The sequence below is a fragment of the Priestia sp. 53B2 genome, from assembly GCF_056099005.1.
Genome location: NZ_JBLZXA010000038.1, coordinates 165,900 through 180,991 on the forward strand (window position 1 = coordinate 165,900; position 15,092 = coordinate 180,991).

The window sequence follows — 15,092 nt, forward strand, 5'->3', positions numbered from 1 at the left end:
TGAAACATATGTTAGATTTATTGAATAGCGTGGATGTAACGCAGTTAACTTCCCATTTAACCCTTGGTGCAGCTGATGGTATGAATGGCCTCATAGAAAGTGGAAAGTCTATTATCAAATGGATGCAGCGTATTGCGATGGTTGCCGCAGCTCTTGCCTTTTGTGTAGGTGGGTATCACTTAATCTTAGGTGGAGAACGAGGTCGTCATAAATGTATCGCGTGGTTTGTTGGAGGCGCAGTTGGGTTAGTGGTTGTCATGGGTGCTTATGCATTAGCTGAAGGTGTAAATACAAATATCCGATTCGGAAGTTAAGAAAGCTATACAGTCGATTGTATAGCTTTTTTCTATGCTCATTTTTAGAAGAAAGGAATGGAGAAACATGCTGTCTGTCATGTTTATGAAAAGTGAGACGAAAGAGTTGAAAACATTTCAAAAGTTATCAATTGAAGATGCATGTGAAATAACATTTACATTAGAAACTCATTATCAACGTATCAACAAGAAGGCAAATGCTGATTTTTTTATCCTAGATGAAGAAGATAATGAGGTGTACAGTGGAACGCTATCCCTTGGATCGGGGCGTGCTCTTCATGTAGTCGATCATATTAAACAAAAGTTAGCTCTTTTAAAAATGGATGATATACAGGAGGCTCGAAAGAGAAGTTTTCTTGAACAGCTCGACAAGGAAGTACCGGACCATCTGAAAGTAGTAGATGATCCGCCTTCTTCCTTAGAGGAAACAACAGAAAATCATATGCAAATGAATGAAACACCTATTCTTTCTACTCGTAATCGTAGGTTGATCTATGGAGGAGGGATTTTATCCCTTCTTATCCTTTCGGCTACATGTTTTTCAACTGTAGCTACTTCTCAAGATCGAGCTGAAACGATTCAAGATTTACAAAAGCAAGTCATACTGAAACAAAAAATAACAGGAACATATGAAAGAGCACTCTTAGGGGATTCAGAAGGGGCTTTAAAACGACTTTCTTCTATCGATGAACAAAGTCTCACGAACGAACAAAAAAAGGTCTACATGAGCCTTCTCATCGATCAAAAAAAGTATGAAAAAGCTATTCAGCTTCAGGGAAACCATCCAGAAGTAGTGGAAAGCATGATTTCAGAAAAGGGAGATATCAATGCGCTAAAAGAGTTTCAACAAACGTTTCCTTCCTCAAATGGTGCGTTTGATCTTGCCTATTACGAACAACGATGGGAAGATATGATGCGCCAATCAGGGGTAGAAATGACAAATAAACGGTATGAAATGAAAGCTTATGGTTATTTAAAGCTTAATAAGGTAAAAGAGGCCAAAGAAGAGGCAGCTCATATTCAAAATCAAGGGTTGAATCAAAAAATAGAAACCTATGAGAAAACAAAGAAGGAGGTAGAAGAGACGAAAAAACAAGTGGACGAGGAAAAGAAGAAAGATCCAAAAGATGAAAAGAAAATACAATCTTTAACGGATCAACAGAAGAAACAAGAAGAACTCCTAAAAAATCTATAAGAAAGGATGAACAGGATGTATACACAAGAGAAAGTGAAAAACCAGAAGCAAGCCTTTGTCGTAGGGGTTGAGTACTATGAAGAAGATTTATTTTTAGAAATCGAATTAGGCACGTTTCACACAACTCAACTCCATGCCCAACGCATTGCGAATAGTGTTCATAATGTTATTCTTTTAGAAAATCAGATTGTCATTATTTTTAAAAATGCTGATTCAATCACTCTTACAGATGATTTTATTAAATATGCGTTCAAGTTTCGATTATGCACGAAACCAACTATGCCACCTCTAGATATCTCCAAGCTCACTCAACAAGAAAAAGACGACTTAGTTTTTAATGAAGCCTATATGGTGACAGAAGAGGACATGAAAGAGGTGCAATGGGACATTAACACGGCTTTTCGTTATCTTCAACATCAGTATGAGGCAAGAGATCAAACATTCTTTTCCCTTTCATCTAGTGCCTATTATGTGATTCCTACCTCTGAACAGATTGACCAGGAGGGAATGAGAAATGCAACCTAATAAATCCATCAAATATGTGGTCGCTGAAAAACAAGTACTTATTCCTTTAAGTGCTTGTTTTTTTGTGTCTATTCTACTCATCTTAAACTTTCTGTTTAACATGATGCTAAACCTTGTTCAAACAACGTTTAGCGATGTATTTGAACCGCAGCCTTTTCATTTGGACACATCTTTTTTGACAGAGATTCATCTTCAACAGTACTCGCCTTTATATGGGGCCATGTGTCTAGTAGCTGCCTTATTAACGGCCAAATTCGCTTACAATATTCGATCCAATTTCAAAGATTTAAACCACAATCAAAAAGGGTCGGGACGTTTTACAACAAGACGCGAATTGAAAAAACAATATCGAAAAGTACCTGAAAAAACGACAACCTATAAAGGTGGAGGTGGCGTACCTGTTTCACGCATTCAAACGTATGATCTGATTCAAACATGGAAAGAGTATAAAGCTTTAAAGGGAATACAGAAGCTTCTCCACACCCATCGATTCTTTACGAAGAAAAGTTACATGCTGATTGATGACACACCCGTTAATAATTTAATCATCGGGATTACACGATCAGGGAAAGGGGAAACCTTTGTTTTTCCAACGATTGATATCTACTCACGAGCTGAAAAACAACCTTCCCTAATCTGCAATGATCCAAAAGGAGAACTCCTCGCAGCTTCTAAAAACACGCTAGAGGAAAGAGGCTATCATGTTGAAGTTCTAAACTTACTCAATCCATTAGAATCGATGAGTTATAATCTGTTGGAAATGATAAAAGAAACGTATAAAGATGGCGATTACTCAACAGCTCAGGCTTTATGTAATACGTTATCGTATACGCTTTACTACAATCCAAATGCGAAAGATCCGTTTTGGCAACAATGTGCCATGAGTTTATGTAATGCTATGATTCTTGCTGTAACGGATAAGTGTATTAAAGAAAAAGAAGAGGATAAAATCACCATGTATACAGTGGCGAATATGTTGTCAGAGTTAGGCTCGAAAGAGGTTGTGATTAATAAAAAAGGAGATACCCAAAATGCGTTAGATTTATACTTTGATGGGCTGCCAACAGAGAGTGTCGCCAAAATGCAGTATGCGACTTCAAACTTCTCAAAAGGTACGACAAGAGGGGGGATTTTCACCCAAACGATGAATGGACTATCCATTTTTACGTTTGATGAAATCGCCAAAATGACCTCTAAAAATAGCGTAGATTTAAAGCGTGTTGGCTTTGGAAAAACAATTAAAGGAACAGCAGCACCTCTTACTCGCTTAGAAATCATCTTTCCAGATGGCCAAACGGAAACGATTAAAACCGATGCAAAAGGGTTATTTGAAGTCAACTTTACAAGCAAAGTAAAGCAGAATGATGAAATTATTCTAGCTGAAAAGTTGAGTGATAAAATTGTTACTTCCTCAAGGCTTGAAACAGTTATATCGATTAATAAAATCACGAAAGAAACAGGAGCTACCACGTTTACAGTAGAGAAACAGCATCCAACCATTCATGTAAAGGAAGTGACGTATTTTACAAAACCAATCGCCATTTTTATGGTCACACCCGACTATGATTCAAGTAACCATGTAATAGCCTCTATTTTTGTTCGACAGTTATATTATGTGCTTTCTAAGAATGCTTCATTGGCAAGAGGAAACAAGTGTCATAGGGAAGTGGTTCTAATTTTGGATGAATTTGGAAATATGCCAGCCATTCAAGATATGGCGAATATTATCACGGTTTGTTTAGGGCGAAATATACGCTTCAACTTAGTGATTCAAGCCTATGCACAACTAAAAAATAAATATGGGGATGATGCTGAAACGATTGAAGGGAACTGTGGAAATACGATTTATATTTTAAGTAATAACTATGAAACAGCTAAAACGATATCACAAAAATTAGGAGACGGTACCATCAATTCTACCTCTCGAAGTGGCAAAGGATTATCAACAGATAAAAGTAAAACAGAGGGAGTGGACGGAAAACCGTTATTAACACCCAATGAATTAATGGAATTGCAAGAGGGAGAAAGTGTCGTCGTTCGTGTGGTTAAACGTCAAGATAAAGCACGTCAGAGAATTAAAGCGCATCCGATTTATAACACCGGAAAAACAGCGTTGAAATACCGTTGGGAATACCTTGAAGAGGACTTTAACACGGATCGTTCGATTCTAGATATTGATATTTCGTCCTTACATGAACAAGTCAATCCACGATCCTTGGTCATTCATAATTTCTTTCCTTTTCAATCACAAGCTCCAGAAGTGGAAAAAGGAGAGGAACTAGCGAATGATCCGTTTACTCCTCTAACGTATGAGAACTATAAAACTAAAACAGTCAAAGAGTTTTTTGGTGGAGATAAAAACGTTTCTACTGCTCTAAAAGTACACTTACCAAAAGCAATGAATAAAACGGTAGAAGAGATTGAGAAGCAGTCCATGAGTGATTTTGAAGAGGAATTAACGATGTTAGGAGTTAGTGACCAACTGAATAAAAATGTCCACAAACTTCTTGAAGTAAAAATAAATACCATCATTAAGAAGTTACAACATGAGATGGAAGAACAAGAAGCTTAATATCAAAAGGAGGAGAAAGAATGACAAGTATTTCGAAGGAATTAGAGCGTATTTTAGAGGACTATGCACCGATTGTGAAGGAAGGACATCAAGTGTTAATTGGCTTACTAGATGGCACTATACACTTGGAAAAAGGACAGGAAGGAGAAGCACCTGTACAAATACGTGTTTCTCCTCTGGATGAACGATTAGAAATAACCGTTGATACGTTGTTTCAAGGCATGTAATACCTTCGTAAGGAGATGAGCAGATGAAGGATGAAGAAATTCTTAAAAAGCTACATGAGTTTTCAGATTACTTAGATGTTGGAAATATCGTCACCTATATGTTACGGAAAGTTGGGTGGGCGTGTATTCAACTTCTTTCGTTTCTAGTGGATGGATTGGAAGGAATTACAGATAGTATTTTAGGAATCAAATCGTTCTTTAATTCACCCGAAATTCAAGACTTTATTACCAAGATTCAACCCTTTTTATATGTGTTACTGGCTTTTTCCTTTCTGTATATCGGCTATATGTTGATTATTCAGAAGAAAGTCAATCGTGAACAGATTATGATTAACATTTTTATTTCGATGGCAGTCTTACTTTTATTAAACACAAGCATGTTAAAGGCTGATAAATTCACCGATCAAGCCATTGAAGCCGTTGATTTGAATGAAAAAGGCACGGTAAGTCAAAAGATTATTAAAAGTAATCTAACAGATGTAGCACAATTTGATCTTACGAAGTGGAAGAGTCCCAAATTAAAAGAATCGAATAAAGTGCCACAAAAAAATATTATGATGATTGATATTACTGAGAAGATTGATGATAAATTTAAAGTTTCTAAAGACAAAGAATTAAGTGCTGATGGAAAAGACATAATTACGCATAAGACTGCTTTGACACCAGATGGAAAAGATGGAGTTGCAGAGCTAGATAATGGTTGGTTCGATTTCTTTCCAGAACTATATTATCGATGGTCATGGAACTTCTGGACAATTGCCATTTCTCTTTTTGTTATAGGGATGACGCTGTTATTTACGTCTATTAAGTTGGCAAAATTATGTTATGAGCTAGGATTCAATGCGATTTTAGCCCAACTAGTCGCGCCTGCCGATGTTGCAGATGGACAGAAGTTAAAAGCCGTTCTAAAGAATATCGTGAATACGTTCCTTGTGACGATCATGATTTTTATATCCATGAAGGTCTATTTAATGGGAACCGTCTTTATTAGCGATAAGCTAGAAGGTATTCCATACCTGATTGCATTAATTGCCTTTAGTATTGCAGTCGTAGATGGGCCTGTAATGTGTGAACGTCTCTTTGGCATTGATGCTGGCTTGAAAAGTGGTTGGGGCGCTATTGCAGGAGGTTTTGCGATGGCAAAAGGAATTGAAAGTGGTATTGGTATGATAGGTAGAACTGTAAAAGGCGGAGCCAATCTTGCAAAAGGTGTTGGTAATGTAGGAAAAGGTCTTGGTAGTGGCGCTCTTCAGACAGCAGCAGGAGTTGGAGGTCTTGGTAAAGGGTTAGCTACACAAGGAAATAAAGAAAAACAACCAGCTCTGCATGAAGAAATGAAAAAGGCAGGAATGGCAGGTGAGAAAGGAAACGCTGCTTCTAAAGGTCAAAACTCAGGAAATGAGCAGAAAGCTCAACAACAGGGATTATCCTCTGCTGAAAAACAAGAAGGGGGCAAAAATACTGAAGGAAATTCTTCAGAAGGAAAAGGATCAGGTCAAGGCATATCTCTACAAGAGGAAATGCAAGCAGCAGGTGTTTCTACTGATAGTCAAGGATCAACTTCCTCTGTAGAAGGTGGAAATACATCTCTACATGATGAAATGCAAGCTTCTGGCTATAGTGAAAGTCCAAATGAAGGTACTGGATCTTCTGTAGAAGGTGGAAGTGCTTCTCTACATGATGAAATGCAGGCTTCTGGCTATAGTGAAAGTCCAAATGAAGGTACTGGATCTTCTGTAGAGGGTGGAAGTGCTTCTCTACATGATGAAATGCAGGCTTCTGGTCAGAGTGGAAGCACAAATGGAGGCAGCTCTTCAGTAGGAAAGGCAAGTGCTCCTCTTCATGGTGAAATGCAAGCTTCTGGTCAGAATGGAAATACAAATGGAAGCAGCTCTTCAGTAGGAAAGACAAGTGCTCCTCTTCATGGTGAAATGCAAGCTTCTGGTCAGAGTGGAAACACAAATGGAAGCAGCTCTTCAGTAGGAAAGGCAAGTGCTCCTCTTCATGGTGAAATGCAAGCTTCTGGTCAGAGTGGAAACACAAATGGAGGTAGCTCTTCAGTAGGAAAGACAAGCGCTCCTCTTCATGAAGAAATTCGAACTTCCGGTTACGGCGGAAGTACAAGTGAAGGCAGCTCTTCTGTAGGAAATGTGAGTACACCTGTTCATGAAGAAATTCAAACTTCCGGTTACGGCGGAAGTACAAGTGAAGGTAGCTCTTCTGTAGGAAGTGTGAATACGCCTCTTCATGAAGAAATTCGAACTTCCGGTTACGGCGGAAGTACAAGTGAAGGCAGCTCTTCTGTAGGAAATGTGAGTACACCTGTTCATGAAGAAATTCAAACTTCCGGTTACGGCGGAAGTACAAGTGAAGGTAGCTCTTCTGTAGGAAGTGTGAATACGCCTCTTCATGAGGAAATTCAAACTTCTGGTTACGGTGGAAGTACAAGTGAAGGTAGCTCTTCTGTAGAAAGTGTAAGTTATCCTACACCAACAAGAGAACCGTCTGTTTCCATGCCTACAGGGATGGATCAAGCACAAGCACAAGCACAAGTGGCAGCTACACAGGAACCTCGCCAAGGAAAACAACCAATTGAAAAAGACACAGTCCCTGCTTCAACAGACGATATTCCAATGCCAGATCAGAACCGGATAGAAACACGCAATATTGCCCAAGTAGTAAAAGATAACTTTAAGGGAGGGGTAGGAAAGGTAAAAGAACGTATTGATAATTCGCAAACAATCCACAAAACAAAACGTTCTTATCAAATTGGACGAAATACAGGGCGAGATTTACGAAATCTTGGATCAAAGAAACGAAATAAACCAGAAGAGAAGTAACAAGCGTTACTTCTCTTTTTTATAGGGAGGAGAAGAATCATGGCAAACTATAACATTCCGAGAGAAATCTCAACGGAATTAAAGATTAATAAATCACTTTATCTCTTCGATTTGTTGTTCATTATTGGCTTACTTATGGTCACGATGATGTTACGTTTTTTTATTCATCCTACACTTCAAATTCCCTTTTATATCTTCATGGGCATATTTGGGCTATTGATGATCGTTAGACCAAGTACGAACCCTAAAAAACGGATGTATGAGGCGTTATTGCTTACATTGGTACGAAAGAAGAGCACGTATTGTGCCATAGATCGGGATCAAGAATAAAGGAGGGTATGATAGATGACATTATTTGATGAAAGAATCCTAGAAAAAGAGAAACCTATTTTAAAAGAAAAAAAGACAAGTAACTCCCTTCTCTTTGATGAAAAGGAAATTGATAAACGGATCGCTCGTACAAAGAATAAGAATCTTTTTTCTCTGTTACAGCCTTCAAAGGCTGAAAAGGAAAAAAAGAAAGAGAAACTACCGGAGGTAAAGAAAAGCGTGGCTGATATCATTCCTATCATCGATCAAACGGATAGTGGATTATTTCAGCTAAAAGATGAAGGTGGCTTTTTTGGGATCTGGCAGCTTCAAAGTACAGATATCAATGCCATGCATGACCAAGAGGCAGGACGCAATATTTATACACTGGCCAAAACATACCAGGGCGATAAAGATCCTTTTAAGATTATCTCGTTAAACTTGCCTGTTTCAACTCAAAAGCAACAACAGTATCTTGAAAAGAAGATTCGAGAAGCCCCAAATGCGTTATCTCTTCGGTTCTTACGAAAAAAATTAAAAGAACTTCAATATTTAGAATGGGGGCGAACCAATCGAGAATACTTTCTTTTCCTATATGGACCGACTGAACTCGCTGTGAAAGAACGAAAAGATCAATTTATGCGAGATATTCAACTGGCTGTCCCTCTGTTACCTGTTTCGGATGAAAAACAAATTAATCTTCTTTACAAACTCTACAATCAAAACGCCAAGCTTGGCAATAAACAATAAGAAAGGATGATAAATCGATGATGCCATTACCTTTCCGTAAAAAAGAGAAAACACCTCAAGAGATTAAGCAGAAAAAAGGATACAATCCTCATTTTGTGGCACAGATTCAACCACAAGGAGGAATAAGCTTTAAAGAAAACCTCGTTCGAAATGGAGATGGGTACTCGACATGTATTCACATTTATGAGTATCCAACGAACGTGAATGATTTTTGGCTGGAACCGATTATGAACATGCCAAATGCCATTACTACCTTAGATGTGGTAAGCGATGAGCGAAAACAAGTCGTAGAAGCGATCAATAAAAATATGTCGGAACAAAATGCACGGCATGTGAATGCCAAAGAAAACATTGATCGTATGGATGCACAAGAACAGTATTTAGATATGAAAGAGTTGTACCGTCAAGTCACAAATGGAGAAGTGATCAAAAGGATACACCTTCGCATTTATATTGCAGAAAAAACGATTCCTGACTTAGAAAAGCGATTAAAAGAAGTCATTCATCACCTTGAAACGCATAACTTCAGAGGATCCATTTTCTTAAATGAACAAGAGTATGAGTGGGAATCGTTAGTGACGCATTTTGACATTCAAAAGAAATATCCTAATAAGCGAAAAGGAAAAGAAATCCCCGCATTAGCGTTAGCCGGAGGGTTTCCTTTTCATTTTACTCACTTAGATGATCCATACGGTACGTATCAAGGGACAACTCGTACAGGTGGCAGCGTGATCTTTGATTTATTTCACAAAGATCAACAACGTAAAAGTTATAATGCGGTGTTAATGGGATTAATGGGCGCAGGTAAGTCCACATTTTTAAAGAAAGTCACCACAGATAATGCCATTAAAGGCTATAAGATTCGAGGATTCGATATTGTAGGGGAGTTTGAAAGTCTCGTCAGAGAATTAGGAGGTAAACAGATTGCGCTCGATGGATCAGAAGGGCAAATTAATCCCTTACAAGTATTTAAAACACATGTACATGAGATTAATAGCTTTACGCAGCATTTATCCAAATTAACCGTTTTCTATCGCTATATTGCACCAGAAGCAAAAGATGATGAGTTAAAGGAGTATGAAAAGTTACTTCGTAAACTCTATATCCAAAAGAAGTTATGGAACGATGAGAAGGGCGCAAGCAATCATATCACTGGGCTTTCTCCAGAAGCTTACCCAACCTTTAGTGAGTTTCTACAGCTCATTCGACAAGAGTTATATGCAGATGAGGAAACAAGAGAACACCATCCAAACTTAGGAGAGTATCGGAAACGTCGTCTTGAATTAATTGAACTAAATATTGAAAACTTAGTTGAAACGTATGCTCATTTGTTTGATGGCATTTCAACCATCGAAGATTTTAACGACGAGCAAGTTGTATTCTTCTCCATCCGTCACTTATCAAAATTAAAAGATGAAATTGCCCAGGCGCAGCTTTTCAATGTCATGAGTTTATTATGGGATGGTATGCTGCAGAATGGAGAAGCACAATTGGCAGCCTTTACGAAAGGGACACTGACCTTTGAAGATGCTGTACGTTATCTCATTGTTATTGACGAGGCTCATCATCTCATCAACACGAAAAAAGGCAATGAGCATACCTTAGATTTCTTGACCGAATTTAGTCGAGAAGCACGGAAATACTTTGCAGGTTTGATTTACGCAAGTCATTTAATTAGTGACTTTGTGCCAGATGGATCGGAACAAACAGCGATTGAAAAAATTAAAAAGCTCTTTGATTTAACGCAATATAAATTCATCATGCAGCAAGATGACAACAACTTAGATACCATTCAACGAGTGTTTAAAACAGGGATTACAGATAGTGAATTGGCTGAGATTCCGAAGTTGCCAATAGGAGATGTCCTTCTTTGTATTAAGTCCGTAAAAAACATTCTCTTTCATATTGAAATCGATGAAGAAGAAAAAGTGCTGTACGGTGGAGGTGCGTAAGCCTTGCATATCGTTTTACAGCTCATTCCAAAAAAATATTTGATTGGAGGCGCGTTGATCCTGTTAGGATTATCGGGCCTTTTAGTGATGAGTACGATTGTAGCTATTACAGGTGAATTTGAAAAAGATAGTCAACAAAGTGACGTAACAGAGATTGAAGGAGGAGGCATCGGTGTAGGAACGGCTAATGTGTCACCAGAAGTCATGAGGTATCAACCGTTGCTTGAAAAATATGCACAAAAGCATGGGTTAGATGCTTCTTACGTGCCAATTATGATGGCATTGATGATGCAAGAAAGTGGAGGAAGAGGAAACGATCCGATGCAAAGTTCTGAGTCTAAATGCGGAAGCGTTGGGTGTATTCAGAACCCTGAAGCCTCTATTGACCAAGGAGTAAAACATTTTAAAGACGTATTAGAAAAAGCCCATTATGATCTAGAGTTATGTCTACAAAGTTATAATTTCGGGCCAGGGTTTATTATCTTCGTGAACAAAAATGGAGGTCATTATACCAAGGAATTAGCCATAAAGTTTTCACAAATTCAATACCAAAAAGTCAAGCATACGGGAAACTATCACTGCCTTCGACCAGAGGCTGTTCCCTATCAGGCGTGCTACGGCGATATAGCCTACAAAGATGCTGTGTTGAAATATTACACAGGAACGATCACAGCTGACGGAAAACCTGCTGCTCCTGCGAGTGGCGGAAGTGGTGGGAAATCGGGTGTGAAAGTGATTGATGCAGGTAAAACGTTGATTGGCAAAACACGCTATGTATTTGGTGGTGGGCGCTCTCAATCTGATATTAATGCAGGACGTTTTGATTGTTCAAGTTTTGTTAGGTGGGCATTCGAGCAAGTAGGAGTGAATGTCGGTCCAATGTCAGGAGTAACAACCGATACACTCAAAACACAAGGGCAAGCAATCAATCCAAAAGACATGAAGCCTGGAGATGTGGTGTTTTTTGATACCTATAAGATAGACGGCCACGTCGGCATATATGTTGGAAATAATCAGTTTTTAGGCTGCCAAGGAAAAACAGGTGTAGCCATCGCAAGTATGGCAAAAGGAACGTATTTTGGTGAACGATTCAATGGAAGAGTAAAACGATTTTAAAAGGAGAAAAGGCGATGAAAAATAAAGCAGCACTACTATTTGGAGCGCTTGCCGTTGTGGTGGCAGGCGTGACCATTTTCAATATCTACCTTAACTATAATATCTCCAACACAACAGCTTCGAAACAAATTCAAGTCACAAATGACAGCTTAAAAGAAGAAAATAAAGAGCTAAAAAAACAACTAAGTGAAGTTCGCCCTTCTGCCCAAGAACAACAAAAACGAGATTACTTGAATACGGTTAATCAATTCATCGATGTGTCTTATCATCGTGAAAAAGAAGGATTTGAGGAACGAAAGAAGGTTGCAAAATCCATCATGGACAAAGAGCTTTATGAGCAATTTTATCCTTCTGAAAAGTTCGTATATGGAGATAGTTACACTTCGATTCCAAACGATTTACAGCTTTATGTACAACAATATGATGGAGGGCAAGAAAGGGTCGAAGTCATTGCAGAATTTACGAATCATCTTGTCATAAAAGATGAGAATGTCGACGATCAAACGCATGACATTATTAAAGTTTCTCTACGGAAAGAAGAGAATAAATGGGTGGTTTATAGTATTGAAGAATTGAAAACAGAAATCATGAAATGAGGTGGAGAAGATGGCATTTAAGAAGCAATTTGAAGATTATCGATTTAATTTAAATCGCAATCGGTCATGGAAGTATACAGTAATGTTGATCTTTTTCTTTATCGGTTTTTTATCCTTACTGACATCGAAATTTTATTTAAAAACAGAAGATCCTTTGTATCATACGAATACCTATGAGGCGGTTTCTTCTAACATAACAGGAACCGTCACGATTGAAAATCGTGTGTATCATCCGGCTTCAAGTTCACTCGATATGGTCATCAAAATGAATCAAACGGATGAAGAAGAAGTAAGCTTTGTGGCACAAGAAAAAGCAAATCCAAGCGTAAAATTACCTGTTCATTTATTGTATGAAGATGATGGCTATTACGTCGTAAGAATCAGCGATTTGTCTCCAAATTGGGAAGCACTTGCCTTTGATCTATATCAAGAAAATGAAGAAAAAGAAACGGTAAACGTAGATGATGTAACGAGTGATTCAGAAACAGATTCAACAGAAGAAATAGATGCTCATGCGTTAATTACAACGCTCTATTCTGACCAACGAAAAACGAAAAGTGAAGAAGGAAAAGGAACAAAAACCAAACAAGAATATGCGCTTTTAGTTAATGAGTTAGAGAAACAGTTTGTCAAAAAGAAAATGAAAAACTATGAAAAAGCAATCACAGTAGAAGCCAAACATAAACGTCAAACGCAACAAGAAATGAATGAGTTACAACGTGATATGAAGTACCAAGTGAATGAGGAAAAAGCCGATACTGAATCAAAAATTGCGATGAAAAAGGATGCGATTCAATCAAGTGATGAAAGCATTCAGCTCTATAAAGATGAACAAAAAAGTTTACAAGAAAAGCTCCAAAAATTGAATGAAAAACAACAAGATTTAGCCATGAAGTGAAAAAACACATGTCAACAGTAGGTCAACATGTGTTTTTTTGAGGTTCACAGTAGGTTCACATCATTAGTTTTTCAGGTTCACAGTAGGTTCACATGGCAGGGTTTAGGTCAACAGTAGGTTCACATTCAACAGGTTTTCTTGTACCCACGGTTTTGCTAGGCTCTGCCTAGCCCCACACCTATGGTGGGGGCAAAAACCCCTTATGCTCTTCTCTCTTTTTAAGAGGAAGAGCACTACTACAAAAGAGAGGTCGGATAAAATGGAAATTAAAATTCGATATGTTGATCCAGTTGCACTAAAAAAAATTGATAAAATTGCAAAAGAAAAAAAGATTTCTCGTCAAGAATTCTTAAAAAGTCAGCTTGAAATGTTGGCTTTTTTTCATGAACAAACTAACAGAGAATTACAGCTTGAAAACATGCTAGAGAAAGTTCTTTAGGTGATGGGTCAGTGCTCAACAACAATGGAAAATATGAATGACATCATGCATGAATTGATGGGAGGAGATGAACCTTTATGATGAAGGAGCGTATGAAAGTATCGTTATCACCTGAAGTGAAAAAGTATATCCAATCTTATATGAAAGAACATCACTTGTCATTTACAGGTGATGCGATTTCTTGTATCTGTCGGGAGCATGAGGAAGCGCAAAAGAGAAAGGATGATTCGATAAAAAAGATCGTAAAGGATGTTACTCAAAATATAGAGGATCTTTTTCAGAGGGAACGACTTCATATTAAAAAAGAGTTGCTATATATGGAGCAAAATATTGAACAATCTACAAGGAATAGTTTAAAAGAAGTTGAGGATTATAGCATAGCAAAACGAGGTGAACTTTTCGCTTCTTTATTGGAGGGATATGAAAAATGAATCAGTCCTCTGTTACACCAGGAGTCGTGCTTAAAACGAAATTTGTTACGTCTGATAAGAAAGCATTTCAAGAGTATGTGGAATATGTTGATCGTGACGATGCAAAGAAAGATCAAGAAGTACATGAAAAACTATTTTCTCTTTATCAAGACTATATGAATAACCCTGATAAGACGTCCTCTTTATTTATAGAGCACTCGGATCAGTTAAATGAATATGAGAAAAAAGAATTGAAAGGTTTATTTGAAACAGCACAAAAAAATAACAGTATCATGTGGCAAGATGTTATTACATTTCATAACCCTTGGCTCCAAGAAAATGGTTTATATGACTCTCATACTCATACAGTGGATGAGAAAAAATTAATGGAGATTACCCGTCAGTCCATGAAGGAAATGCTTAAAAGGGAAAGGCTAGATCAGTCAGCTATCTGGTCAGCTGCCATACACTACAACACGGAAAACAGTGTGACTTGTTTCTCTATAAATCGATAATTGTTTCGACGAAAAGAGATAGCCCTTGAATGAGGGTGAAACTATCAACCTGAAGGATGGAATGATACTAACATGTCTAGTAGAAACATCCTCGATAATACTCCTACGTGCGTTACATCGAATAGGATGTAGGGTGCGAAGCTAGGTGAAGTCGGGTGAAGGTAACCTAAGTCAATAATTAGAGATACGGTTACTGATAGCTCGGTCGGCTGAAAAGATACTCATGGTGAGAATGTACCGGTTGGTACTAACGAACAACTGAATGTACAGGTCTAAACTGTGATTGAGATGTAAACACTCAAACTGCATAAAAACGCAGGGCGGGATACCGAAAAGTAAGATTTGTTTTTATGAAATTCGCACGACGGACGATGGCGTCGTAAGGCCCGCAGGCCTAAAGGTTGCACCTAAAAGTATAAAAGATAGCTAAGGTT

13 protein-coding genes and 2 pseudogenes are annotated in these 15,092 nt (G+C 38.0%); all 15 read left to right on the top strand.

All coding sequences use genetic code 11. From position 1 onward, the window contains the following. Window positions 1–8 precede the first annotated feature (8 nt). Window positions 9–314: a hypothetical protein gene (locus tag ACN6NE_RS29920; protein WP_047933325.1), complete on the top strand. Its 306-nt coding sequence runs from the start codon at window positions 9–11 to the stop codon at window positions 312–314. A gap of 67 nt (window positions 315–381) precedes the next feature. Then, window positions 382–1,509, top strand: a complete 1,128-nt coding sequence (locus ACN6NE_RS29925) for a hypothetical protein (RefSeq protein ID WP_474329123.1) — start codon at window positions 382–384, stop codon at window positions 1,507–1,509. Between the two features lie 15 nt (window positions 1,510–1,524). Then, window positions 1,525–2,034 (top strand): hypothetical protein, encoded by a 510-nt coding sequence (locus ACN6NE_RS29930; protein WP_474329125.1) that lies wholly within the window; start codon window positions 1,525–1,527, stop codon window positions 2,032–2,034. After that, window positions 2,024–4,606, top strand: a complete 2,583-nt coding sequence (locus tag ACN6NE_RS29935) for a VirD4-like conjugal transfer protein, CD1115 family (RefSeq protein WP_474329127.1) — start codon at window positions 2,024–2,026, stop codon at window positions 4,604–4,606. The genes ACN6NE_RS29930 and ACN6NE_RS29935 overlap by 11 nt, the downstream gene beginning before the upstream one ends. 20 nt (window positions 4,607–4,626) lie before the next feature. Then, window positions 4,627–4,833: a hypothetical protein gene (locus tag ACN6NE_RS29940; RefSeq protein WP_029325363.1), complete on the top strand. Its 207-nt coding sequence runs from the start codon at window positions 4,627–4,629 to the stop codon at window positions 4,831–4,833. A gap of 23 nt (window positions 4,834–4,856) precedes the next feature. Continuing rightward, window positions 4,857–7,673 carry a pLS20_p028 family conjugation system transmembrane protein gene (locus ACN6NE_RS29945; RefSeq protein ID WP_474329130.1) on the top strand — a complete coding sequence of 939 codons (2,817 nt, stop codon included), beginning with the start codon at window positions 4,857–4,859 and terminating at the stop codon, window positions 7,671–7,673. A gap of 39 nt (window positions 7,674–7,712) precedes the next feature. Beyond that, complete coding sequence (locus tag ACN6NE_RS29950) at window positions 7,713–8,003, top strand: DUF5592 family protein (RefSeq protein WP_251448526.1); 291 nt, start codon at window positions 7,713–7,715, stop codon at window positions 8,001–8,003. Window positions 8,004–8,018: 15 nt separating this feature from the next. Next, window positions 8,019–8,732 carry a hypothetical protein gene (locus ACN6NE_RS29955; protein ID WP_474329132.1) on the top strand — a complete coding sequence of 238 codons (714 nt, stop codon included), beginning with the start codon at window positions 8,019–8,021 and terminating at the stop codon, window positions 8,730–8,732. A gap of 20 nt (window positions 8,733–8,752) precedes the next feature. Beyond that, window positions 8,753–10,684, top strand: a complete 1,932-nt coding sequence (locus ACN6NE_RS29960; RefSeq protein WP_474329153.1) for a VirB4 family type IV secretion system protein — start codon at window positions 8,753–8,755, stop codon at window positions 10,682–10,684. Window positions 10,685–10,687: 3 nt separating this feature from the next. Further along, window positions 10,688–11,800, top strand: a complete 1,113-nt coding sequence (locus tag ACN6NE_RS29965; RefSeq protein WP_474329134.1) for a bifunctional lytic transglycosylase/C40 family peptidase — start codon at window positions 10,688–10,690, stop codon at window positions 11,798–11,800. A gap of 14 nt (window positions 11,801–11,814) precedes the next feature. Next, window positions 11,815–12,396 carry a MerR family transcriptional regulator gene (locus ACN6NE_RS29970; protein WP_474329136.1) on the top strand — a complete coding sequence of 194 codons (582 nt, stop codon included), beginning with the start codon at window positions 11,815–11,817 and terminating at the stop codon, window positions 12,394–12,396. A 10-nt stretch (window positions 12,397–12,406) separates the two neighbouring features. Continuing rightward, window positions 12,407–13,294, top strand: a complete 888-nt coding sequence (locus ACN6NE_RS29975) for a hypothetical protein (RefSeq protein WP_474329138.1) — start codon at window positions 12,407–12,409, stop codon at window positions 13,292–13,294. 259 nt (window positions 13,295–13,553) lie between these two features. Next, window positions 13,554–13,814, top strand: a pseudogene (locus ACN6NE_RS29980) (hypothetical protein). Further along, complete coding sequence (locus tag ACN6NE_RS29985; protein ID WP_474329140.1) at window positions 13,811–14,164, top strand: hypothetical protein; 354 nt, start codon at window positions 13,811–13,813, stop codon at window positions 14,162–14,164. Before ACN6NE_RS29980 ends, ACN6NE_RS29985 begins: the two are co-directional and overlap by 4 nt. Then, a pseudogene (gene mobL, locus ACN6NE_RS29990) lies at window positions 14,161–14,628 on the top strand (relaxase MobL); the annotation flags it as partial. The gene ACN6NE_RS29985 and the pseudogene mobL, both read left to right, overlap by 4 nt. Window positions 14,629–15,092: the final 464 nt, after the last annotated feature.